At 48.8% G+C, this 22,379-nt stretch carries 19 protein-coding genes; 7 read left to right on the top strand and 12 right to left on the bottom strand.

Going from position 1 to position 22,379, the window contains the following annotated elements; all coding sequences use genetic code 11:
* Positions 1 to 112: 112 nt before the first annotated feature.
* Positions 113 to 1,840 (top strand): ABC transporter ATP-binding protein, encoded by a 1,728-nt coding sequence (locus DRW41_RS15545; RefSeq protein WP_115452931.1) that lies wholly within the window; start codon positions 113 to 115, stop codon positions 1,838 to 1,840.
* Between the two features lie 191 nt (positions 1,841 to 2,031).
* Positions 2,032 to 3,420, top strand: a complete 1,389-nt coding sequence (locus DRW41_RS15540; RefSeq protein ID WP_245959461.1) for an MATE family efflux transporter — start codon at positions 2,032 to 2,034, stop codon at positions 3,418 to 3,420.
* Positions 3,421 to 3,564: 144 nt separating this feature from the next.
* On the opposite strand, the gene DRW41_RS15535 is transcribed toward DRW41_RS15540, so the two are convergent.
* On the bottom strand, positions 3,565 to 3,765 hold the full coding sequence (locus tag DRW41_RS15535; protein ID WP_115452929.1) for a YwbE family protein: 201 nt from the start codon (positions 3,763 to 3,765) through the stop codon (positions 3,565 to 3,567).
* Position 3,766: 1 nt separating this feature from the next.
* Positions 3,767 to 3,961: a hypothetical protein gene (locus tag DRW41_RS15530; protein ID WP_115452928.1), complete on the bottom strand. Its 195-nt coding sequence runs from the start codon at positions 3,959 to 3,961 to the stop codon at positions 3,767 to 3,769.
* A gap of 211 nt (positions 3,962 to 4,172) precedes the next feature.
* Here DRW41_RS15530 and DRW41_RS15525 point away from each other — a divergent pair, with 211 nt between their 5' ends.
* Together DRW41_RS15525 and DRW41_RS23050 are read left to right on the top strand one after the other, a co-directional pair.
* Entirely contained in the window at positions 4,173 to 4,751 is a 579-nt protein-coding gene (locus DRW41_RS15525) for a CD3073 family putative ECF transporter S component (RefSeq protein WP_115452927.1), read from the top strand.
* Positions 4,741 to 5,202, top strand: coding sequence for a CD3072 family TudS-related putative desulfidase (locus DRW41_RS23050; RefSeq protein ID WP_181884582.1), 462 nt, complete (start codon positions 4,741 to 4,743; stop codon positions 5,200 to 5,202). The genes DRW41_RS15525 and DRW41_RS23050 overlap by 11 nt, the downstream gene beginning before the upstream one ends.
* 175 nt (positions 5,203 to 5,377) lie before the next feature.
* Here DRW41_RS23050 and DRW41_RS15515 read toward each other — a convergent pair whose 3' ends face one another.
* From DRW41_RS15515 to ilvE, 10 genes are all read right to left on the bottom strand, one after another.
* Positions 5,378 to 6,388, bottom strand: coding sequence for a threonine ammonia-lyase (locus tag DRW41_RS15515; protein WP_245959460.1), 1,011 nt, complete (start codon positions 6,386 to 6,388; stop codon positions 5,378 to 5,380).
* A 17-nt stretch (positions 6,389 to 6,405) separates the two neighbouring features.
* The gene (leuD, locus tag DRW41_RS15510) at positions 6,406 to 6,987 is read right to left on the bottom strand and encodes a 3-isopropylmalate dehydratase small subunit (RefSeq protein WP_115452926.1); all 582 of its coding nucleotides are present in this window, start codon (positions 6,985 to 6,987) and stop codon (positions 6,406 to 6,408) included.
* Positions 6,988 to 8,406, bottom strand: coding sequence for a 3-isopropylmalate dehydratase large subunit (leuC, locus tag DRW41_RS15505; protein ID WP_115452925.1), 1,419 nt, complete (start codon positions 8,404 to 8,406; stop codon positions 6,988 to 6,990).
* Between the two features lie 14 nt (positions 8,407 to 8,420).
* On the bottom strand, positions 8,421 to 9,527 hold the full coding sequence (leuB, locus tag DRW41_RS15500) for a 3-isopropylmalate dehydrogenase (protein WP_115452924.1): 1,107 nt from the start codon (positions 9,525 to 9,527) through the stop codon (positions 8,421 to 8,423).
* A 40-nt stretch (positions 9,528 to 9,567) separates the two neighbouring features.
* The gene (locus tag DRW41_RS15495) at positions 9,568 to 11,112 is read right to left on the bottom strand and encodes a 2-isopropylmalate synthase (protein ID WP_115453022.1); all 1,545 of its coding nucleotides are present in this window, start codon (positions 11,110 to 11,112) and stop codon (positions 9,568 to 9,570) included.
* Between the two features lie 354 nt (positions 11,113 to 11,466).
* Positions 11,467 to 12,477 (bottom strand): ketol-acid reductoisomerase, encoded by a 1,011-nt coding sequence (ilvC, locus tag DRW41_RS15490; protein WP_115452923.1) that lies wholly within the window; start codon positions 12,475 to 12,477, stop codon positions 11,467 to 11,469.
* Between the two features lie 45 nt (positions 12,478 to 12,522).
* Positions 12,523 to 13,044 (bottom strand): acetolactate synthase small subunit, encoded by a 522-nt coding sequence (ilvN, locus tag DRW41_RS15485; protein WP_115452922.1) that lies wholly within the window; start codon positions 13,042 to 13,044, stop codon positions 12,523 to 12,525.
* A complete protein-coding gene (gene ilvB, locus DRW41_RS15480) occupies positions 13,041 to 14,765 on the bottom strand; it encodes an acetolactate synthase large subunit (RefSeq protein WP_439330877.1) in 1,725 nt (574 codons plus the stop codon). Before ilvB ends, ilvN begins: the two co-directional genes overlap by 4 nt.
* Before the next feature lie 500 nt (positions 14,766 to 15,265).
* The gene (ilvD, locus tag DRW41_RS15475; RefSeq protein WP_115452921.1) at positions 15,266 to 16,933 is read right to left on the bottom strand and encodes a dihydroxy-acid dehydratase; all 1,668 of its coding nucleotides are present in this window, start codon (positions 16,931 to 16,933) and stop codon (positions 15,266 to 15,268) included.
* A 12-nt stretch (positions 16,934 to 16,945) separates the two neighbouring features.
* A complete protein-coding gene (gene ilvE / locus DRW41_RS15470) occupies positions 16,946 to 17,854 on the bottom strand; it encodes a branched-chain-amino-acid transaminase (RefSeq protein WP_115452920.1) in 909 nt (302 codons plus the stop codon).
* Between the two features lie 646 nt (positions 17,855 to 18,500).
* Here ilvE and glsA point away from each other — a divergent pair.
* The 3 genes from glsA to DRW41_RS15450 all read left to right on the top strand — a co-directional run bounded on the left by glsA (position 18,501) and on the right by DRW41_RS15450 (position 22,326).
* Complete coding sequence (gene glsA, locus DRW41_RS15460; RefSeq protein ID WP_115452918.1) at positions 18,501 to 19,430, top strand: glutaminase A; 930 nt, start codon at positions 18,501 to 18,503, stop codon at positions 19,428 to 19,430.
* A 296-nt stretch (positions 19,431 to 19,726) separates the two neighbouring features.
* Positions 19,727 to 21,778 (top strand): catalase, encoded by a 2,052-nt coding sequence (locus DRW41_RS15455; RefSeq protein ID WP_115452917.1) that lies wholly within the window; start codon positions 19,727 to 19,729, stop codon positions 21,776 to 21,778.
* Between the two features lie 323 nt (positions 21,779 to 22,101).
* On the top strand, positions 22,102 to 22,326 hold the full coding sequence (locus DRW41_RS15450) for a hypothetical protein (protein WP_115452916.1): 225 nt from the start codon (positions 22,102 to 22,104) through the stop codon (positions 22,324 to 22,326).
* Positions 22,327 to 22,379: the final 53 nt, after the last annotated feature.

Here is a 22,379-nt window from a genome sequence, read left to right as displayed (position 1 = left end):
TCGGGTAGTGACAGGCACTGTTCGTATTTGTATTTCGGGTTCCGAAAAAAGGTGTTGTGGATTCTGCCCGATTTGGCATATAATCACAGGAAGAGCAGGGGGGATATGGAGAATGATAAGGCGTTTTTTTACATATTACCGGCCTCACAAAAGGCTATTTATTATCGACTTTAGCAGTGCTGTCATAGTGGCGGCGCTTGAGCTCGCTTTCCCGCTAGCGGTTAGCTGGTTCATCGATAAATTGCTGCCCAGCGGGGACTGGAATGCAATCATCGGGGTTAGCATCGGGCTTCTTCTATTATATATTGTGAGTACGATGCTCCAATTTATTGTCAACTACTGGGGGCATAAGCTCGGGATCAATATCGAAACAGATATGAGGCAGGAATTGTTCCAGCATGTCCAGAAGCAATCGTTCCGCTTTTTTGACAACACGAAAACCGGACACATCATGAGCAGGATCACCAATGATTTATTCGATCTTGGAGAGCTTGCACACCATGGCCCGGAGGACTTGTTCATTGCGGTTATGACGTTTGTGGGCGCTTTTTGGATTATGCTGACAATCAATGTCAAGCTGGCCCTGACAGCGATGATTATCGCTCCATTCTTGGTTTGGCTAATTTCCTATGCGAACAGGAAGATGAATGCCGCTTGGAAAAACATGTACAATGATATCGCGGACGTGAATGCTCGGGTAGAAGACAGCGTTGCCGGAATCCGCGTCGTCCAGTCTTTTACAAACGAAGATTTCGAAATCAAGCGGTTTACGAAAAATAATCGGAAGTTCCGCAGGGCGAAATTGGCTGCCTACAAGGTGATGTCGTTCAGTTCTTCCGGAATCTACATGTCGACAAGGCTGATGGTCCTTGTGGTCCTTGTCTATGGAGCATGGCTAAGTTTTACAGGGGCACTAAGCTACGGAGAACTGGTTGGATTCGTTCTATATGTAAACGTCCTGTTCAAGCCGATTGATAAAATCAGTGCCATTCTTGAGTTGTATCCGAAAGGCATGGCGGGCTTCAAACGGTTTACCGAGCTGATGGACCAGAGCCCGGATGTGGTCGATGCCCCGGATGCCATAGCAGTTCCCCATTTAAGTGGGGATATCACGTTCAGGGATGTTACCTTCAGCTATGATTCGAATAAGCCCGTCCTTGAAGGGATTAATCTCGATATCCACCACGGGGAGACGGTCGCATTCGTTGGCCCTTCAGGCGCTGGGAAAACGACAATTTGTTCATTGATCCCGCGTTTCTATGATGTGAATCATGGAGGCATATACATTGACGGCATCGACATACGAGAGATGACGAAAAAATCGCTCCGCTCGCAAATTGGCATCGTTCAGCAGGATGTCTTCCTGTTCACTGGAACACTGCGCGAGAACATTGCGTATGGATTGCTTGGAGCGTCACAGGCAGAAATTGAAGATGCCGCGAGAAAAGCCCATCTAGAAGAGTTTATTGCTTCGCTCCCTGATGGCTATGAAACCCAGATTGGTGAGCGCGGGCTGAAACTTTCAGGAGGCCAAAAGCAACGCATTGCAATTGCCCGGATGTTCCTGAAAAATCCGCCGATCCTTATCCTTGATGAGGCGACATCTGCGCTAGATACCGAAACCGAGCGGATTATTCAAAAGGCGCTTACCGACCTGTCCAAAAACCGGACAACGCTTGTCATTGCGCACAGGCTCGCGACAATCCGCAACGCAGACAGGATTGTCGTCGTAACGGAAGAAGGCATCGCAGAGGAAGGAAGCCACGACGAACTGATTGAACAGGGAGGCATTTTTGCCAACCTGCATAAAGTACAGTTTGAAACATCTTTATCCAACTAAACGACAGCCCGCTGGATGCAAGCCAAAACGGTTGCTACAGTGGGCTGTTTTTTAAAAAGGTACGATGATGCTGTTGTTCCAGCTCCCCTTTATTATTAATCACCAGCCAAATACAAAGCAGTTTTTTAAAAAAGTATAGACTTAAACTCGAGAATGCTCTAGAGTAGGGAAGTTGCGTAAAAAAACCGCAAGTGAAGAAGGTGGAATACATGGCGGAAGCAGCCAAGAAAAAAAGCTTCATAGAACCTGGACTGTTTGCTTTAACATGGCCAATATTCATTGAGTCATTTTTGCATATGTTAATGGGAAGCACGGATACATTCATGCTTTCTTATGTGTCAGATGAAGCGGTGGCGGCCGTTGGGGTCGCCAATCAGCTTGTGTTTTTCACGATTCTGATATTTGGATTTGTAGCAACCGGAACAACGGTGCTTGTCTCGCAGAATCTAGGAGCCGGCCTCATAAAGGATGCCAGAAGGATATCTGGAATCTCCATATCTCTGAATCTCATTTTTGGAATTGCAATCAGCGCGTTTGTCGTCCTGTTCAAAGGGTATTTCTTGAACCTTTTCGGCCTTACGCCGGAAATCCACCGGCTTGCTGAACAATACCTGGCGATTGTAGGGGCAACCTTGTTTTCCCAGGCCCTTCTCGTAACAGCATCATCAATTCTTCGCGCAAATGGCTTTTCAAAGGAAGCGATGATGATTTCGATTCTGATGAATATCATCCATCTTGCGGGGAACAGCATTTTTATTTATGGGCTCTTTGGCATGCCGCAGCTTGGTATCCAGGGGGTGGCGATATCGACAGCCATCAGCCGGGCAATCGCGGTTGTGATGATTTTTTGGCTGCTCTGCAAGCGCCTCCCGGTAAAAATAAGAAAAGAAGACTATACGGATTTCAGCCCTGTTTTTATTAAAAAAATCCTAAAAATCGGGGTTCCATCCGCCGGGGAAAACCTTGTCTACAATACAAGCCAGATAGCGATGACCGCCATCATCGCCCTGATTGGCGCGATGGCTTTAACGACCAGGGTCTATACATGGAACATTATGTCGTTCATGATGCTCTTCGCAATCGCGCTTGGGGCAGGGACACAAATCCTGGTTGGCTATCGGGTAGGGGCGGGGGATTATGACGGAGCTTACCACAGGCTATTGAAAAGCCTGAAATGGAGCCTTTTGATGACGGTGGCAGTCGTTATACCTATGGTCCTATTCAGGGAGTCCCTTCTCGATATCTTTACGGATAATCATGATATCATTACCGAAGGGGCGAAACTGCTGCTGCTGGGTATCATCCTTGAGCCGGGAAGGACATTCAATATCGTGATTATCGCGGCATTGAGGGCCGCCGGGGATGCAAATTTCCCGGTGAAAATGGCGTTTGTGTCGATGTGGGGAATCGGCGTACCTGTTGCTTATCTACTTGGGATTACGATGGAAATGGGCCTGGTTGGGATTTGGATCGCTTTCATTGCTGATGAATGGTTCAGGGGGATTGTCATGTACTTCAGGTGGAAGAGCCGTGTATGGGAAAGCAAGTCCCTTGTCGAAAAAACCGCGCAAACAGTATAAGCACGGAGGATTTTTAGGATTTTCACCCTTATGGGCAGGATGGAAAAGCTCTTTAAAGCTGTTGGGGTAGATACTAATTTCGTGAACAATTTTAATAAGTGAACGTAAAAAAGCATTCAAGGATTTTCAGTCCCTGAATGCTTTTTAGTTTTCTGAATGGATTTTCTTGACCCGGCCGACCTGTCCGTCCGTAAGCCTAACTTTAATGCCGTGGGGGTGGTTTGGGGATTTTGTGAGAATATCTCTCACGATTCCCCTCGTCAGCCTGCCAGTTCTCTGGTCCTCTTTCAGGACAATGTCGACTGTAATTCCTGGTGTAATGTCCTTCCGGTTTTGTCCATCCATTTTAAGAGCCCATTTTCCTGCGTGTATTGCTTGGTTTTTTCGTCATCTGGCTCTTCATCTTTTTTGCCGAAGTGTCAGTGGCGCCCTTCCCCTTGGCCGCGGCAGCCTGGTTTTTCTTGTTGGCAAGCTGCTGCTTCATAGCCTCCTGCAGGCTGATTTTCTTTTTTTCAGTTTCAGGATTTGTATTTTCAGTCATTGGAAAGTCTCCTTTTTAATAGTGATAGTCAATAAAGTATAATCCATTTTCAGTTGTTTGGGAAATAGGGTCCAAGGGAAAATCTGAAAATTTCTTATTGCTAGTATCGTTTTTATCTATAAAAGAGAGAGATTTGTATCAAAAAAATCTTCTGGTAAAAAATTGATATGGCAGTAGAATCAGAGTATGAAGAGGAAGAGGGGGAGACTGGATGAAAGTTGGCAGAACGAATATAGTTACATTCGGGGCGCTATGCATAGCGCTGAATGTTGTGCTTGGAACTGTAGTATCATGGATGAAAATACCGCTTTTGTTCCTTGACACAATCGGTACGGTTTTAATGTCAGTCCTTTTTGGCCCTTGGTGGGGGGCGCTTGTCGGCGTTTTGACAAATCTTGTGCTTGGTATTACAACTGGTCCGACAGCTATCTTTTTTGGCCTTGTCAATGTTGCAATTGCACTTGTTGTCGGTTTTGCGGCTCGAAGGTTTGATTTTACTAGGTGGTATATTGCCCTGGCTACGGGCCTAATTCTATCGGTTGTTGCCCCGCTTATTGGAACACCAATTGCGGTTGCCGTTTTCGGCGGGTTGAACGGGAGCGGGATGGATGTAATAGTTCTCTGGCTGCGAGCGGCTGGGGAAGGCATTTTCGCCTCAACATTCATTTCAAGAATTTCAAGCAATCTTGTTGATAAAATAATTACCTGCCTGCTAGTGATGGCAATTATCAGTAAGCTGCCCGTCTTTAGCAAAACCTATAAAGGAATGAAAAAGAATAATGCCGCGTAGTAAACGGATTATCCTGACATCCCACTGCATTGTGAATCAAAACACTGTCATTGACGGAGAAGCCAGGGCACTAGGGGCAATCCCATCTGCTGTCCATTGGATTGTGGAAAGAGGATACGGAATCCTGCAGTTGCCTTGTCCGGAATTCACCTTTTTGGGTCTTGAGCGCCCGCCAATGACATATGAGGAATATGATACGAGGGAATACCGCGAACATTGCAGGCACATATTGGAACCGATTATTGAACAGGTTAAAGAGTACTTGAGAAACGGATTCATCATTGAAGGAATTCTCGGCATCCAGAGCAGTCCATCATGCGACCAAACGCGAGGCGTATTTATGGAGGAACTGCACCAATTGTTCTTAGAAAACGGAATCCCACTTAAAACGCTTTGGTACCTCCCAAACAATGAGAATCCTGTCTTCGATGGGGATGTTCATAAATTATGATTATCACCACGCCATCGGTAAGTTGGTGGCTGTTTTTCTTCGTTTATAAAATCAAAATGAGATGTTGGCGTTTTTTACGAGTGAAATGATTCTGACGGGGTTTATGACTTTTAATAATAATAGAAGAAAGCCAACCACCTAGAGTTGGCTTTCTTCTATTATATATTCATGAAACTCATGCCAAACACGGCAAAGAACCACCCTGGGCCAGTTGCTGGATGAAGCCTAGCCTGGATAGGTCCATGTTGCCGCCACTGACGATGATGCCGCAGTTTTTGGAGCGGATGGTGCTTCGGTTTGCGAGGAGGGCGGCAAAGGCTGCCGCGCCAGCCCCTTCGACTAAGTTTTTTTTCCTTTCAAGCATGTAAACAATGGCTTGGGCGATATCCGATTCGCTTACAGAAATCATATCATCTACATAGTGCCGGATGATTGGAAGGGTCAAGATACCGGGTTCCTTTACGGCAATGCCTTCCGCGATGGTTCCCATGAAGGGCAGGCCAGGGGAGGGGAGGCGATGGAAGTGGTCATGGATTACTTTCGCTCCTTCTGCCTGGACGCCGATAACGCGGATTTTCGGCTGCAGATGCTTTACAGCAACCGCAATTCCGGAAATCAGGCCGCCTCCGCCCACCGGGACGACTAGCGTATCAAGAAACGGCTGCTGCTTTAGCATTTCGATCGCAATCGTAGCCTGACCGGCCATCACATCATAGTCATCGAATGGATGGAGGAAAAAGCTCCCTGTCATCTTCTGCTCCAGGCGGGCCGCTTCGTATGCTTCCTGGAACGAAGCCCCAGTAATGACAGCCTTCGCACCGTAATTTTCGGTCGCCTTGATTTTGGCTTCGGGCGTATTTTCGGGCATGAAGATTTTTGCTGTTACCCCTCTCCTCGAAGCGGCGAAAGCGACGCCTTGGGCATGGTTGCCTGCTGATGCGGCAATAACGCCTTTTTGCAATTCCTTCTCTGTCAGGCGCGACATTTTATAGCTCGCCCCGCGGATTTTAAAAGCCCCGGTCTTTTGCTGATTTTCCATTTTAAAAAAGACGTTTTTTCCGACCAGATTATTGAGGAATGTAGAGGTCGTAAGCGGAGTGCGGTAAACCGTCTTCGCCAATTGTTCCATTGCATCGGAAATCATGTTAGTCGTTAAAGAATCCCCAAGGGGTTCACGCTCCTTCATTTTTCGTAAATTGGATGTTAATGCCTGTTTTCGAATTCAGTAATCTTTTCCTCGTGCAAAAGGGTGATTCCGATATCATCAAGGCCGTTATAGAGCATTTCCTTTGAATACTCGCCGATGTCGAAATGATACGAGAATCCCTCTCCGTCCTGGACAGTTTGGGCGGCGAGGTCAACGGTCAACGAATAGTTTCCCGCTTCCGCTTTTTGCATAAGCTGCTGGATTTGCTCATAAGGCATTTCAATGGCCAGAATCCCGTTTTTGACCGAATTGTTTTTAAAAATATCGGCATAGCTTGGAGCGATGATAATCTTGAAGCCGTAGTCGAGTAGGGCCCAAGGAGCATGTTCCCGGGAAGAGCCGCAGCCGAAATTGTCTCCAGCCAGCAGGATAGACGCGCCCACATATTTTTTATCATGGAGCGGGAAATCCTCAATCGGCTTGCCCGAATGGTCGAACCGCCAATTGTAAAATAGGAACTGCCCAAATCCCTGGCGCTCGATCCGTTTTAAAAATTGCTTCGGAATAATCTGGTCGGTGTCCACATTGCTACGGTCAAGTGGGAAGGCTAGACCGGTATGGATTGTAATTGGTTCCATTTATACCACCTCCACTGCGGCATATTGGCGAATGTCCACAAAGCGGCCTTCAATTGCTGCCGCGGCGGCCATTTCAGGGCTGACAAGATGGGTACGCGCCCCGGTTCCCTGGCGCCCTTCGAAGTTCCGGTTGGATGTCGATGCGCAGCGCTCGCCTGGCGGGACGATATCATCGTTCATCGCAAGGCACATGCTGCAGCCCGCTTCACGCCATTCAAAGCCCGCGGTTTTAAAAATAACATCAAGGCCTTCCTGTTCGGCGGCCGCTTTCACGCTTTTCGAACCCGGCACAACGATTGCGCGGACACCCGGATTAACATGTCGATTCTGGATGACATAAGCGGCCCTGCGTAAATCGCTCAGCCTTGAATTTGTGCACGAACCAATAAACACATGCTCGACAGTGACAGAGGTGATTGGCTGTCCAGCTTCAAGGCCCATATAGTCAAGGGCGCGCTCAATCTCCTGTTTTTCACTTTCAGTAGAGCCGGATTCAGGTGCTGGAATCATAGCATCGACAGAGATGCACATTCCGGGGTTCGTACCCCAGGTAACCTGCGGAGCGATTGCAGAGGCATCGATTTCGATTGTATGGTCGTAAACTGCGCCTTCGTCCGTTGCAAGCGCGCGCCATTGCTCAACAACCTTGTCAAACTCGGCGCCATCAGGCACGAATCTTCTTCCGCGAAGATAGTTGAACGTAGTTTCGTCAGGAGTGATCAATCCTGCGCGGGCACCCGCCTCGATCGACATGTTGCAGACAGTCATCCTTTCCTCCATTGACAGGGAGCGGATAGCATTGCCGGTATATTCAATTACATATCCTGTACCGAATCTCACTCCATTCTGGGCAATAATTGCCAAAATTAAATCCTTCGCGGTTACGCCAAAGCCAAGCTTCCCATTCACTTTGATATTCAATGTTTTTGGGCGCTGCTGCCAAAGCGTTTGCGTCGCAAGGACATGTTCGACTTCGCTTGTGCCGATCCCGAATGCAAGCGCACCGAATGCACCGTGCGTCGATGTATGGCTGTCGCCGCAAACAATCGTCTTGCCTGGCTGGGTAAGGCCAAGCTCCGGGCCGATGACGTGGACAATCCCATTGTCGGGATGGGCAATATCCGCAAGCGGGATGTTGAATTCACGACAGTTATCAATCAGCGTTTCTATCTGCTTTTTCGAAATTAAATCCTTAATGACAGACTGATCCTTTGTGGGAACGTTGTGGTCCATCGTCGCAAAAGTAAGATCCGGCCTGCGGACAGTCCGCCCATTCATTCTCAATCCCTCAAAAGCCTGGGGAGAAGTTACTTCATGTACGAGATGTAGATCAATATACAAAAGGTCAGGCCTGCCATCCTCTTGATGGACAACGTGCTTTTCCCATATTTTTTCGATGATTGTCTTTGGCGAGTGCATGGTTATCCTCCTTTTTAGGCGTAACAGTCCATAATGCAGTTGGCTGCGTTTCTTGTTTTAATCGAGTCGATTATCTTTTGAGTCATTTCTTTCGTTCCAACCTTTTGCCCGCCGGCGGCTTTGATGTCAGCTGTGTGGAAACCGCCATTCAAGATGGACTCGACCGTTTCTTCAATCACGTTCGCTTCTTCATTCAGCCCAAAAGAATGCCTCAGCATCATCGCTGCCGAAAGAATCATGGCGACGGGATTGGCAGTTCCTTTGCCCGCGATGTCCGGAGCTGACCCGTGGACAGGTTCATAAAGGCCAAAGCCATCTTCCCTCAGGCTCGCGGATGGAAGCATTCCAAGCGATCCTGTTAAAACAGAGGCTTCGTCGCTTAAAATATCGCCAAACATGTTTTCGGTTACGATGACATCGAACTGGGATGGGTTCGTAATCAATTTCATCGCCGCCGCATCGACAAGGACATGTTCAACGGCAACGTCTGGGTATTGCTGCCTCTTTTCCTCGACAACTTCCCGCCACAGCTTGCTTGATTCAAGCACATTGGCCTTGTCTACAGAAGTAAGTTGGCCGCGGCGCTGCTTGGCGCATTGAAAAGCTTTGTCCACAATCCTTTCAATCTCGGCGCGTGAATAGAAAAGAGTGTCGACAGCCGACTGGCCATTGTCGCGCCGCTCGCTTGGAGTTCCGAAATAGAGGCCGCCGGTAAGTTCCCTGACGATAAGGAGATCGCTCCCTTTTACAACCTCTTCCTTGAGAGGGGACGCATGCAGGAGTTTTTCAAAACCTTTGATGGGCCTTAGATTGGCGAAGAGCCCAAGTTCCTTCCGGATTCCCAATAAACCTCTTTCAGGCCTGAGATGGGAAGGGTTGGAATCCCACTTTGGCCCGCCAACCGCTCCAAGGAGGACCGCATCGGCTTTTTTGCAGGCGGCGGATGTTTCTGCGGGAAGCGGGGTGCCTTGCCGGTCAATCGCGATTCCGCCAATATCTTGGCTTTCAAAGGTGAAGGAATGGCTGAATTCCTCTGCGATTGTGTTTAAAACCATCTTGGCCGAGTCCATCACCTCCGGGCCTATCCCATCTCCGGGCAGCATGACAATATGTTTTTTCATGGAAATAGCCTCCTTCATCATTGTATTTTATGCCTTCCAATCAGCTATTCGCTGTTTGTAGAACTTTCGCGGTTTGTCCGTAAAAGACGCGGTTGACTGCGTTTAAAAATGCTTTAGCTGAAGCTTCAAGCACATCTTGGGATGATCCGCGCCCGCTTACCGGCATCCCGTTGACAGTCATTTTTACATGGACTTCTGCAAGTGCGTCGCGTCCCTGGCCGACCGAGCTTAATTGGTATCTCGTCAAATGGATTTCTTCTTTGATCAATGCTTCAAGTGTATTGTATAAAGCTTCGACAGGGCCTTTTCCGGTCCTGGCAGTTTCTGCGCGCAGCCCTTCCGGGGTTGTCAATGCAACGGTAGCGGTTGGAAGGTTGATAGAGCCGGATTGGACCTGGTAGGCAAGCAGTTCATATTTTTTTACATCGGATACAGCCGTCTGGATGTCAGTAAGAATTGTAAACAAATCTTCGTCGGTGACTTCTTTCTTTCGGTCAGTTAATGACTTGAATTGCCTGAAGGCCTCTTCTGATTTTTCTTCAGTCAGTGAGAATCCAAGCTTCTCAATTTTCTCCTTGAAGGCATGGCGCCCGGAGTGTTTCCCGAGTACAAGCTCATTCGATTCGATGCCGACCATTGATGGATTGATAATTTCATAGGTTTGCGGGTGTTTCAATACTCCATCCTGGTGGATGCCAGATTCGTGTGCAAAAGCATTCTGCCCGATTACAGCTTTGTTAGGGGCAATCGGCATTCCGGTAAGCTTCCGGACCAAATCGCTCGTCCGTTTGATCTCTTTTAAGTTCAATCCTGTGGAAAAAGGAAATTGGTCCCTGCGGATGCCAAGAGCTACGGCGAACTCCTCGAGCGCTGCATTTCCGGCGCGCTCACCAATTCCGTTGATCGTTCCTTCTACCTGGGTTGCCCCATTTTCAATGGCGGCGAGGGAATTGGCAATCGCGAGCCCAAGGTCATCATGGCAATGCGCCGATAAAATCGCTTTATGAATATTTCGGACATTATCCTTCACATAGCGGAACATCCGGCCATATTCCGCCGGGGTCGCATAGCCGACAGTGTCAGGCAAGTTGATAACTGTCGCTCCGGCGTCGATAACCTTTTCGATGATTTGGACAAGGAAATCAAGGTCGGAGCGGGAGGCGTCTTCGGCTGACCATTCAATCTGCGGAAACTTCGTCTTAGCGTAACGGACCATATCGACCGCCAGCTGGGTAACCTGCTCGGGCGACTTTTTCAGTTTGTACGTCATATGGATGGGGGATGTGGCAATGAACAGATGGAGGCGTGGGGCTTCCGCTTCCTTTAGTGCCTCCCAGCTGGTATCAATATCGCTTTTCGTTGCCCTCGAAAGGCCTGCGATTGATGCGTTCCTGACGGTTCGGGCTATGGTCCGTACACCTTCAAAATCTCCGTGTGAAGAAGCGGGAAACCCGGCTTCCATTACATTCACGCCAAACCGTTCAAGCTGCTTGGCAATCTCCAGCTTTTCGAGCTGATTCAAGTTGACTCCGGGGGATTGCTCCCCATCGCGCAAGGTCGTATCAAATATGTGAATGTTCTGCACCACAAGAATTCCCTTCCTTCATTGTTGGGTAGGGCCCCTTTCCGTAAATAGAAGGGAAGGGGCCTCGGTTTTTATGAAACTAGTTCTATTATTTTTAAAAAACATAAGAATGTATAAAAGTTGTCTAGCTCCAACGCCCAGCGCCTAGTGTACTTCGGTCCCCTCGCTACGATAAGTCAACATCGATTCGCATTCGCTCATCGTGTTTCCTTTACTGTGGGCAAGGTGCTCCTGCGCCATAGCATATTCAGGGAAGTTGTCTTCAGCTCGTCGCAAAGCTGCAAGGAAGTAACTCAACGCAGTTGCTTCCCTCCAGTCCATACTGCGCTAAACGGGCGCCTTCGCTTTTCCTATTTAACGCGCCATTGCCTTTTGCTTTGGTTTTACGAATGGCATCAACTCGCGGAGTTCGCGTCCGACTGTTTCGATCGGATGGCTGTTTTCCCGCGCATTGATTGCGTTGAACTGCGGACGGTTCACCTGGTTTTCAAGAATCCAGCCTTTTGCGAATTGGCCTGTCTGGATATCGTGAAGTACTTCCTTCATGCGCGTCTTCGTTTCTTCGTTTACGACGCGCGGGCCGGAAACGAAGTCACCCCATTGGGCGGTATCCGAGATGGAGTAGCGCATGTTTTCGAGGCCGCCTTCATACATGAGGTCAACGATCAGCTTTAGTTCATGAAGGCACTCAAAGTAGGCGACTTCCGGCTGGTATCCAGCTTCCGTCAACGTTTCAAAGCCTGCTTTGACAAGGCTGGTCAGTCCGCCGCAAAGGACAGCCTGCTCACCGAACAGGTCGGTTTCGGTTTCTTCCTGGAAGGTAGTTTCCAATACACCGGCGCGGGCTGAGCCGATTCCTTTCGCATATGCGAGGGCAATTTCTTTCGCCTGTCCGGAATAATCCTGATGGACCGCGAAGAGGGCAGGTACCCCGGCGCCTTCCTGGTATGTACGGCGTACAAGATGGCCCGGGCCTTTCGGTGCGACAAGGAATACATCCACATCGGCAGGTGGCACAATCTGATTGAAGTGGACATTGAAGCCATGTGCGAAAACAAGGGCGGCTCCAGGCTTGAGGTTATTTTTAATGCTCTCCTCGTACACATGTGGCTGTCTTTCGTCAGGAAGGAGAACCATTACGACATCCGCCTGTGCGGTTGCTTCGGCAACCGAACAAACAGCTACACCATCCTCGACGGCTTTGTCCCATGACTTTCCAACGCGAAGCCCAACAACGACATCATAACCGCTTTCCTTCAGGTTCAATGCATGTGCATGTCCCTGTGAGCCGTAGCCGATGACCGCGATTTTTTTCGATTTTAAAACTTCTTCAAAAATGTCCTGATTATAAAGTACTTTTGCCATTTGTTATCATCCTTTCGAATATGTTTTGCATGTATTTTTAAATTCTTACCTCTGAAGCGAATAAGAAGGTAATTCGGATACTTGCGGCTGGCTTCCGCGCAAGAGGGCGGTAATGCCGGTTCGTGCTATTTCCTTGATTCCATATGGCCTGAGCAGGTCAATCAGCGCTTCGACTTTTTCCGGTTTACCCGTCACCTGGACAGCAAGGCTTTCCTTGCTGATATCAATGACGGACGCGCGGAACGGATCAATAATTTCCTTGATTTCCCTGCGGAGCTGGCCGCTGCTCGCAACCCTGATCAGGGCGAGCTCGCGGGAGACAACCGCCTTATCGGTAATATCGGAAACTTTTAAAACATCAATCTGTTTATGAAGCTGCTTTGTCAGCTGTTCAACCTTTTGGCTGTCTTCAACTTCGACAACCAGTGTCATTTTTGAGATGCCGTCAATTTCTGTCGGTCCGACAGAAATGCTCTCAATATTGAATTGCCGCCGCTGCAACAGGCCGGTTACACGGTTAAGGACGCCGCTTTTATTTTGGACGGTGGCTGTAATGATCCGCTTCATGGTTTCACTCCTATCATTTCGTGCAATCCCTTGCCAGGGGCAATCATCGGGTAAACATTTGCCTCCAGGACGACTCTGCAATCAAGGACAACTGGGCCGTCATACGCAAACGCTTCGGGAAGGATGCGCAGCAATTCTTCCTCCGTTTGGATTTTTGCGCCTTTGATTGAATAGCTCTCGGCTAATTTGACAAAGTCCGGCTGGATGGGTAAAAGCGATTCCGAATAGCGTTCCTCGTAAAATTCCTCCTGCCATTGGCGGACCATTCCAAGAGCCCCATTATTGACAATGATGACTTTTACAGGGAGTTTCAGCTCCTGCAGGACGCCGAGCTCCTGAAGCGTCATTTGGAACCCGCCGTCGCCGACGAATGCGATGACCATTTTATTCGGCGCGGCAAGCTGGGCGCCAATAGCAGCAGGGAATCCGAAGCCCATCGTTCCAAGCCCTCCGGATGTGACCCATCTGTCCGGGTTGTCCAAGGTATAATGCTGGGCCACCCACATTTGGTGCTGGCCTACGTCGGTCGTAACAATCGCTTCGCCGCCCGACGCTTCATAAACCGCCTGGATAACCTGCTGCGCGCTTAGCCTTCCGTTATATTCGGTATACCAAAGCGGGTATTGGTCCTTGTATTCTTCAAGCTTGTTCAGCCATTGGGTATGGTTTTCCATCGGAAATTCAAGTTTTAGCAGTTCATTCAGAGCTTCCCTCGAATCGGCTACAATCGGAATGCTTGTCGGTACGTTTTTGCCTATTTCCGCCGGATCGATATCAATATGGGCTACTTTCGCCTTCGGAGCGAAGTGCTTCAGGTTTCCAGTTAAGCGGTCATCGAATCTTGCTCCGATGTTTAAGAGAAGGTCGCATTCGTAAATGGCCATGTTGGCTGTGTACGTTCCGTGCATCCCAGCCATTCCAAGCGACAGATCATGGGTGCCTGGGAAACTCCCCAGCCCCAGAAGGGTGGTTGCAACCGGAATCCGGTGCTTCTCGGCCAGGGCCTTCAATTGAAGGTTTGCCTTTCCGTGGAGAATTCCCGCGCCTGCGAGGATGACGGGCTTCCGTGCTTTTGATAACGCATCGGCAAGCTTACTGATTTGCAGTGGGTTCGGCCTTGTTGTTGGCTGATAGCCCGGCAGATTAAAATCGGTATCCAAATCAGTTTCATAAACCGGGTTTGCTGAGATATCCTTCGGCATATCAATCACAACCGGTCCGGGCCTGCCAGTTGAAGCAATATGGAATGCTTCCCTAATGACCCTTGGCAGGTCGGAAATCGACCGGACCTGGTAATTATGCTTTGTGATTGGGGTCGTGATCCCGATTATATCCGCCTCTTGGAATGCATCGGTTCCAATTACGCTCGTTGCGACCTGGCCAGTAAAGACTACGAGCGGCAAAGAGTCCATCATTGCATCTGCAATCCCTGTAATTAAATTTGTTGCGCCAGGCCCGGATGTAGCAATGACGACTCCGGGCTTTCCGGTAATGCGGGCATATCCTTCGGCAGCATGGATGGAGCCCTGTTCATGCCGGAACAATAAATGCTTAATTTGGTCTCGGGCGCGGTAGATGGCATCGTAAATTGGCAATACGGCTCCCCCTGGATAGCCAAACACCGTATCGACTCCCTCATTCACCAATGATTTGATCAGGACATCGGCACCTGTTTTTGGGCTAACAACCTGCTCCATGGCCGGCATTGTCTCCACTTTCACTTGAAATCCCTCCAGTTTTTCAAATAAGGCTTCAATAGTTTGCCAGTGCGGCCTCATTACTAGCGTGTTAGGCATATAATGGGCCGAGCCTCGCATTATATGGACCCGTTTTGCATTATTAAGTGGAACTTGAAGTTTCACAGCTTAATAAAATCGCGAACCATTTTTCCAACAAAAAAACCTCTCCTCCCGCGAACAGCCTGCCGTTTTTTTACAGCAGGATATTCGGGGAGAAAAGGTTTATGTCTTTCCTCGGTACCACCCGGAATTCACGGCGAGTCTTGCAACTGCCGCCTCATGAAGCGGAAAAGGAATCCGCTCCGTTTTGGTAACGGGTGCCGAAAACACCCGATTAAGCCTAGTAGGGGAGACCGTTCAGCTTAATACTCAGGGACGATGTCAGAATAAGTAGTATTTCCGGGCTTCCAGCAACCCCGGCTCTCTGTGAATACTAGACTCTTATTCCTTTGTTCCCGTCAACGATTTGCGCTATCGTTCTTTTAAAATTTCATGATGCCGCCAGTGCTTGCGGATGTGACCAGCTTCGCATATTTGGCGAGATACCCTGATTTGATTTTTGGTTCTGGCTTTACAAAGTTTTTCTGTCTTTCCTCTAAAACTTCCCGGTCGACAATCAGGTTGATTGAGCGGGCTTCGAGGTCAATCATAATTAGGTCGCCGTCTTCGACAAAAGCAATAGGTCCGCCCTCGGCTGCTTCCGGGGAAATATGCCCGACGGATATGCCGCGGCTCGCGCCTGAAAAGCGGCCATCCGTAATCAGCGCGACCTCCTTTTCAAGCCCCCGGCCGGCAATCGCGGCTGTAGGTGCAAGCATTTCCGGCATTCCCGGCCCGCCTTTTGGCCCCTCATAGCGGATGACCACTACATGGCCTGGCCTAACCGATCCGCTGTCGATTCCGGCTTGTGCGGCCTCCTGCGATTCAAAGACGATGGCCTCGCCTGTGAAACGTATAATCGAAGGATCGACGGCTCCCACTTTGATGACCCCGCCATCCGGGGCAAGATTTCCGAACAGGATGGACAAACCGCCAACCGGGCTGTAAGGGTTATTCTTTCTTCTGATGACCTGGTCGTTTGTTATTTCCGCATCCTTTACATTTTCATAAAGGGTTTTTCCTGTAATCGTGATGGCATCCTTGTGAATGAGTCCGTCGATTTTGCAGAGCTCGTGAATGATCGCGCTAACCCCGCCGGCATGATGCACATCCTGCATGGAATAATCGGATGCCGGGCTTATCTTTGAAAGATAAGGTACCTTTTCCGCGATCCGGTTGATTTCGTGCAAGTCATACTCGATTCCCGCCTCGTGGGCGATGGCCAATGTATGCAGCACCGTGTTGGTGGAGCCGCCCATTGCCATATCAAGCGCGAAGGCATTGTCAAACGCTTCTTTCGTCATAATATCGCGTGGCTTGATATCTTTTTTGACCAAGTCGATTAAGTGTTTCGCTGCCCGTCGGATCAACTCATGCCGCGTATCGGAAGTGGCAACAATCGTTCCGTTGCCTGGCACTGTCATGCCGAGTACTTCCATGAGGCAGTTCATTGAATTTGCGGTGAACATGCCGGAGCATGAACCGCAGGTAGGGCAAGCATTCGTTTCAATATCGAGCAATTCCTGCTGGGTGATGGTGCCTTTGTTGTAAGCGCCGACCCCTTCAAAAACGGAAACGAGGGAGAGCGGCTTTCCGGTCGAGGAAACGCCTGCTTCCATCGGCCCTCCAGATACAAACACGGAAGGGACATTCGTCCTTGCCGCTGCCATCAGCATCCCGGGGGTAATCTTGTCACAGTTCGGGATGTAAAAAACTCCGTCGAACCAATGGGCGTTGATAACCGTTTCCGCGCTGTCCGCAATGATTTCCCGGCTTGGGAGTGAATAGCGCATCCCGATATGGCCCATTGCAATTCCGTCGTCAACGCCGATTGTATTGAACTCAAACGGAACGCCGCCCGCTTCCCGGATCGCTTCTTTCACCACTTCGGCAAAAACATTCAAGTGCTTGTGCCCGGGGATGATGTCGATATAGGAATTGCAGACTCCAATGAAGGGCTTGTCCAGGTCGCTTGTTTTCACGCCGGTTGCATATAGGAGGCTGCGGTGCGGCGCCCGGTCAAATCCTTTTTTAATCATATCGCTTCGCATATTTGCCCTCCTTTAACCGACGAATGCTTTCTCTTTGGTTTCCGGATAGCACTTGACTCCATCCTCGGTAACGAGTTTCCTGAATTCGTCCAATAGATGGTTTGTGATTTGCCCAGGTTTGCCATTGCCAATCTTACGGGTGTCCACATCGATTACCGCGATGACCTCGACCGCCGTTCCTGTCAGGAACACCTCATCGGCGACATAGACATCATGCCGTGTGAATGGCTGTTCCCGGACTTCGTAGCCGTTTCGCTTCGCCAGATCGATTATGGCGTTCCGGGTGATGCCTTCCAATGCGCCAAGGTAGACGGGAGGAGTGTAAATGACGCCATTTTTCACAAGGAAAATATTGTCGGCGGAACCTTCCGTTACATAGCCTTGGTCATTCAGCATGAGCGCTTCGTCCACGCCGGCCTGGTTTGCTTCAAGCTTAACGAGGATATTGTTTAAATAGTTCAAGGATTTGATTTGCGGACTTAAAACGTCCGGGCGATTCCGCCTTGTTGCGACCGATCCGACTTTCAGGCCGCGTTCATACATTTCTTTTGGATAAAGCGCGAGCGGCTCAGCGATGACAATGACCCTTGGCTGCGAGCAAGTTGATGGGTCGAGCCCGAGGTTTCCTCTTCCCCTAGAGACAACCACACGTATATACGCGCTTGATAATTCATTTTTTCGGACTGTTTCAACAATGATTTCGGTCATTTCCTCAAACGTATAAGGGATTTCAAGCATAATGGAGTGGGCTGATTCATAAAGCCTCTTCAAGTGTGCGTCCAGCCTGAAGACGTTGCCGCTGTAAACACGGATGCCTTCGAATACCCCGTCGCCATATAGGAAGCCGTGGTCATAAACTGAAACTACCGCATCTTCCTTTTTCACAAATTCGCCGCTTAGAAAAATATATTGGCTTTCCAAAAAACATCATTCCTCCTGTAGCCCGTTTTGTAAATTCTATTTAAAGAAAAAATTAAATTGGTTTGACCCTGAAAAGCGTCATCTTTTATTTCAAAAAAATAATACGTGAAATAAAATACGAACTTTTCTGAGATTTCTGTTTATGATACTCCCATTATTTTATTAATTCAAGAGAAAAAACACATAAGTCTGACAAATTTAAATATTCTATTAATTTGGTAGCGTTTACATTGTTGATAATTCAAGGATAATAATTTTTATAAAAAATTTTAAAAAGTTGGTTTTCTGGCAGCGTAGTTTGGAAGGTAGTTTGTGTTGTTTCCTATAAATGGAAGATGCGAGACGGCTGCCTTTAAGGAACGGAAGCCGGCAAATTGTTGTTTCATGTAAAGTGGTAAAGACTACATTCAAGTGAATTTTTTGAAGGCAGGGAGGTAATTCCTCTGGATAGTGGTTTACCGGAGTAATGAATTGATGGACAAACCAGGACGAACATCGAGTGGAATGGTATTACAAACATTCAAGAAGCGTTTACATTGGGAAGAAACCCTTATCCCTGGGGAAAGGCTTGTTGTGCGGGCCGCCGGGCATTTTTCCAAAAGAGTGGTTTGGAGAAGTTCCGTCCATACTAATATGGGTGATGTGGATGTTGTGTGAGTCAAACGAAGAGTTGAATGCGCTGGTTGAGGAGGCTCGGCCGTACGCGAAGCAGGGGAAGGTCGCGGATTATATTCCGGCGCTTGGAAAAGCGAAACCAGGTGATTTGTCGATTGCGATCCATTATCCGAATGGTGAGTGTGTCGCGGCGGGGGAGATCGAAAGAAAGATTACGCTGCAAAGTATTTCGAAGGTGATCAGCCTTGCGCTGGTATTGATGGAGCGGGGCGAGGATTATGTGTTTGAGCGGGTCGGGATGGAGCCGACGGGTGACCCGTTCAATTCGATCGCGAAATTGGAGGCTTTAGGTGTGGCAAAGCCTTTGAATCCGATGATCAATGCCGGTGCGCTTGTTGTGACTCATATGATTAAGGGTGATAGTGTCGAGGCGCGGCTCGAGCGTCTGTTGGCCTTCATTCGGGAACTAGCGGACAATGAGACGGTGGGGGTTAATGAGGAAGTGGCCCGCTCCGAGTTTGAAACGGCCCATCTGAACAGGGCTTTGTGCTATTTTTTGAAACAGCATGGGGTGATTACGGAGGATGTCGACCCGCTGATTGAATTGTATTCTAAGCAGTGCGCAAATGAGATGGATTGCCGGGATTTGGCCGATATTGGGCTTGTGTTTGCGATGGGCGGGGTGCACCCACAAACGGGTAAGCGTGTAATGCCAGATGATGTCGCCCGGATTTGCAAAACGTTCATGGTGACGTGCGGCATGTACAATGCATCCGGAGAGTTTGCCATAAAAATTGGCATTCCGGCTAAAAGCGGCGTTTCGGGCGGGATAATGGGGTCGGTGCCGGGCAAAGTTGGCATCGGCATATTCGGGCCGGCACTGGACGAAAAAGGAAACAGCATCGGAGGCATCAAACTCCTTGAACTACTCGCAAAAAGGTATTCATTGAGCATGTTTTAAAAATGCGAACAGTGCCTGTCACTCCCCGAATTTTCTTGTTTCACAAGATGTTTCACAGCGGAAATGGATCGACCGCTCACTGCTCGGGTTTCGCGCCATTTCAATACCAATAAAAATGAACCGTTTGGTGACAACGACCAGGCGGTTTTTTTATTGGGAAAAATATGGCCGCGATAACAAGGACATTGTTTTAATAAATCGATTTTCATGGACAAGGAATTAAATTAAACGTTTTTTTTGCCAATGGTGGGGTAGTAGGGAAGTGGGGTACCAAGTTAATGTTAGGAGGATGATGAGTGGTAAAAGAGAATCTCGATCCGAATGTCAATAAAAAGCAGGAGCAATTGGAACAATTCAAGGTTGATGATAGCGGGAAGAAGCTGACAACCAATCAAGGTGTTAAGGTGTCGGAGGATGAATTTTCCTTGAAAGCCGGCATGCGCGGGCCGACGTTGATGGAAGATTTTCATTTCCGGGAGAAAATGACGCATTTTGACCATGAACGGATTCCGGAAAGGGTTGTGCATGCACGCGGGTTCGCGGCTCATGGCGAGTTTCAGGTTTACGAGTCGATGAAGGAGTTCACGATGGCGAAGTTCTTGAACGACCCATCAAAGAAGACGCCGGTGTTTGTCCGCTTCTCAACAGTTCAGGGTTCGAAGGGCTCGGCGGAGACGGTTCGTGATGTGCGCGGGTTTGCGACGAAGTTTTATACAGAGGAAGGAAACTATGACCTGGTAGGCAACAATATACCGGTGTTCTTTATTCAGGATGCGATCAAGTTCCCTGACTTTGTGCACGCGGTGAAGCCAGAGCCGCATAACGAAATGCCGCAGGGTGCATCCGCCCATGATACGTTCTATGACTTTATCGCTAACAACCAGGAGTCGGCGCATATGGTGTTGTGGCAAATGTCGGACCGGGCGATTCCCCGCAGCTTCCGTATGATGGAAGGCTTTGGAGTACATACGTTTCGGTTCGTGAACGAGCAGGGTAGGGCCCATTTTGTAAAATTCCATTGGAAACCAGTGCTTGGCGTCCACTCGCTTGTATGGGACGAAGCACAGAAGATTGCCGGCAAGGATCCGGACTTCCATCGCCGCGATTTGCACGAGGCCATTGAAAGAGGGGATTTCCCTGAATATGAGCTCGGTGTCCAATTGATTCCCGAGGAAGAGGAGTTCCGGTTTGATTTTGATATTCTGGATGCGACGAAATTATGGCCTGAGGAGGAGATTCCGGTCAAGATTATCGGAAAGATGACATTGAATCGCAATGTAGACAATGTATTCGCCGAGACTGAGCAGGTCGCCTTCCATCCTGGCCATGTTGTGCCTGGGATAGACTTTACGAATGATCCGCTGCTACAGGGCAGGTTATTCTCCTATACGGATACACAGCTATTGCGCCTAGGCGGGCCAAACTTCCACGAAATCCCGATCAATCGGCCTGTTTGCCCGTTCCATAACAACCAGCGTGATGGCTTTGGGCGCCAGACGATCAACCGGGGCCAGGTGAGTTACCATAAAAACTCCCTTGCGCAAAACACGCCTGCCCCTGCGGCTGTCGAGGAAGGCGGTTATGTCCATTATCAGGAGAAGGTCGATGGCCATAAAATCCGCGCTCGCAGTGACAGTTTCAAGGATCACTTCTCACAAGCATCGATGTTCTGGAACAGCATGAGACCGCCTGAGAAGCAGCACATAATTGACGCGTTGACCTTTGAACTCGGCAAGGTGAAATCACCGGATGTGCGCCAGCAGGTTGTCGATATGTTCGCCAATGTGAGCATGGAACTGGTCACCCCGGTTGCCGAGGGGATTGGAGCCAGGGTGCCGGAGCCGAGGGAGCCTGCTTCCAAGAAGTCGTCGCCAGCGCTTAGCCAGGAGAATACGATCAAAACGCCAAAGGGGCGCAAGGTTGGCGTGCTTGTGGCTGATGGATTCAGTGGTAATGAAGTAAAAACGATTCTGGATGCACTTAAGGCTAAAGGAGCAATCCCGGAATTCATTAGCGAAAAACTCGGGTCCGTACGAGGTACCGACAATTTCGCATTGCCAGTCCACCACTCGTTCCTGACTGCCGACTCAGTTCTTTTTGATGCCATCTATGTGATCGGCGGGGCAGAGAATACCCCGAAATTCAAGAAAAAGGCCATCTACTTCATTCAGGAAGCATTTGAGCATTACAAGCCAATTGGCGCAACCCACGCAGGTGCTGAGATAGCGCAGCAAGCCGGTATAATCGGTGCGCCGGGCGTCGTGGTTGGAAGTGAACCGGCGGAATTTGCCGGGCAATTTATTCAAGCTGTCGCAGCTCACCGCCATTGGGGCAGAGAGGTGCAGTAATCTTTATAAGCCCTTCCTATAAAAATTCGAAATCCGCTGGGAGCCAAAGCCGGCGGATTTCTTGTTTTAATTATTTTTTGCTCCCCGTAACAGGAAAAAACCGTCTCTTGAAAGACAAAGGGCGTCTGTCCCTGCGATGTTTTTTCTGTGGAGCTTTCCTGACGATACTTTTTGAAGCTTTTCTTTGTGGAGCGCAAATTAACCCATTTTTAAAACTACTTTTTGTGTCGTAATATGTTTAATGATTATTCTAATCGGGTAAGTAAAACTGAATGCAAAGCGTAAATTACAACATAGAGCGGTTTAAGGAGGTACAAAGCACATTGAATCATTTGGTGGGAAATTTAAAGTCCTCATTGGAGGAAACCAAAGAGCGTTTAAACCTTCTAAATGCGCATGGGGTCGAAGCAGTCAACATTCTTTATCCAGGACTGAACTATAGTGGCCTGCTTTTTTATAAACTATTAGAATCGTTACCTAAAGAAATCGAACGATTAGAGAAAAGAATTAGGGAAATAGAAATTATCCAAACCATGGATAGCAGATAAGAGAAAACTAAATTATTATCTAAAAAAATTGAGGGCAACGCGAACGATGCGTT

It is taken from the genome of Neobacillus piezotolerans (assembly GCF_003362805.1).
GTDB lineage: Bacteria > Bacillota > Bacilli > Bacillales > Cytobacillaceae > Bacillus_D > Bacillus_D piezotolerans.
Note: the sequence above shows the minus strand (reverse complement) of the source record. Positions and strands in the feature narration are given on the sequence as shown.

What these genes read in the sequence shown, in the direction of transcription:
- DRW41_RS15545 (WP_115452931.1), top strand. Translation starts at nt 113, where the DNA reads ATGATAAGGCGTTTTTTTACATATTACCGGCCTCACAAAAGGCTATTT.
- DRW41_RS15535 (WP_115452929.1), bottom strand. Translation starts at nt 3,765, where the DNA reads ATGGATGGACAAAACCGGAAGGACATTACACCAGGAATTACAGTCGAC.
- DRW41_RS15530 (WP_115452928.1), bottom strand. Translation starts at nt 3,961, where the DNA reads ATGACTGAAAATACAAATCCTGAAACTGAAAAAAAGAAAATCAGCCTG.
- DRW41_RS15525 (WP_115452927.1), top strand. Translation starts at nt 4,173, where the DNA reads ATGAAAGTTGGCAGAACGAATATAGTTACATTCGGGGCGCTATGCATA.
- DRW41_RS23050 (WP_181884582.1), top strand. Translation starts at nt 4,741, where the DNA reads ATGCCGCGTAGTAAACGGATTATCCTGACATCCCACTGCATTGTGAAT.
- DRW41_RS15515 (WP_245959460.1), bottom strand. Translation starts at nt 6,388, where the DNA reads ATGAAGGAGCGTGAACCCCTTGGGGATTCTTTAACGACTAACATGATT.
- leuD (WP_115452926.1), bottom strand. Translation starts at nt 6,987, where the DNA reads ATGGAACCAATTACAATCCATACCGGTCTAGCCTTCCCACTTGACCGT.
- leuC (WP_115452925.1), bottom strand. Translation starts at nt 8,406, where the DNA reads ATGCACTCGCCAAAGACAATCATCGAAAAAATATGGGAAAAGCACGTT.
- leuB (WP_115452924.1), bottom strand. Translation starts at nt 9,527, where the DNA reads ATGAAAAAACATATTGTCATGCTGCCCGGAGATGGGATAGGCCCGGAG.
- ilvC (WP_115452923.1), bottom strand. Translation starts at nt 12,477, where the DNA reads ATGGCAAAAGTACTTTATAATCAGGACATTTTTGAAGAAGTTTTAAAA.
- ilvN (WP_115452922.1), bottom strand. Translation starts at nt 13,044, where the DNA reads ATGAAGCGGATCATTACAGCCACCGTCCAAAATAAAAGCGGCGTCCTT.
- ilvD (WP_115452921.1), bottom strand. Translation starts at nt 16,933, where the DNA reads ATGCGAAGCGATATGATTAAAAAAGGATTTGACCGGGCGCCGCACCGC.
- glsA (WP_115452918.1), top strand. Translation starts at nt 18,501, where the DNA reads ATGTTGTGTGAGTCAAACGAAGAGTTGAATGCGCTGGTTGAGGAGGCT.